General features: G+C 50.4%; 1 protein-coding gene. It reads right to left on the bottom strand.

What is annotated here, in order from left to right; translation table 11 throughout:
- Positions 1 to 274: 274 nt before the first annotated feature.
- A partial coding sequence (locus KDK16_RS12420) for a hypothetical protein (protein ID WP_257276362.1) occupies positions 275 to 1,007 on the bottom strand: 733 nt, incomplete at its 5' end.

Raw genomic sequence — 1,007 nt, 5'->3', positions numbered from 1 at the left:
AAATAAAACATCTTGTCAACGATCCGGCCGAACAGGCGACAGACAACGACAACAGCGTTAACAGTATTCCCTCAAAGAATGAGTGTTTAATAATTCTATCCTTGCATTCTGGTTTACAGAGAAGAAGGATAGATCAAGAAAATGGATGTGCTTTATGTCAAAATCCAGCAGGCTGACAAAGAACAGTGCCCTTCCAAACGGCCCCGTTGCGAGGACGGCAGAAAATTGAGGCTGAAATTTCGGTTTTGTGAGGAGAATAGCGAGCTTATATGTATTAGTCCGTTAGTTTCCCTTGGTCTTCACACTTATTCACTTTATCTGCTGATGGACTAAGCTCATCGTCCTCGTTCAGATCAACAGGCTTGCGTTTTCGATGTCTTCTTTTGTGATCCCATAGGCATTGTGAATTTTTGTAGGCCTTCCCGCTTGGCCGTTGCTGGTCATCCTCCCGGCATTCAGTCACGTCACAGAATTTTTGCCCTCTGTGGGCGGCGTATTTGTGATTCGACAGGGCTTTAGAATTCTTGCAGACTCTCCCACATGGCCGCTGCTGACCACCCGCCCCGACCACGCTCATGTCACAGGTTCGTTCCCCGCTGTGGTATCCGCTTTTGTGAGTTGACAGGGCTTGAACATTCTTGAAGTATTTCCCGCACGGTCGCTGCCGACCATCCTTCCCGACCATGATCACTTTACAAACTTTTCGTCCGCAGTGGTCTTGTTTTTTATGATACCTCAGGGCTCTGGCATTCTTGCAGGGCTTCCCGCATGGTCGCGGTTGACCATGCTCCGCGACCACGATCACTTCACAGGTTCGTTGCTCACCGTGGCATAAGCTTTTGTGATCCGACAGAGCTCGAGCATTCTTGAAGAGCTTACCGCACGGCTGCTGCTGGCAATCCTCCCCGACTACGGTCACGTCACATGTTTTTTGCCCGGTGTGAAAACCGCTTCTGTGAGTCGCCAGGGCGCCAACACTCTTGCAGAGCCGCCCGCATGGCCGTGAC

Source organism: Endozoicomonas sp. SESOKO4, assembly GCF_024606275.1.
The sequence above is the reverse complement of the archived record's forward strand: the minus strand, read 5'-3'. Positions and strand labels throughout refer to the sequence as shown.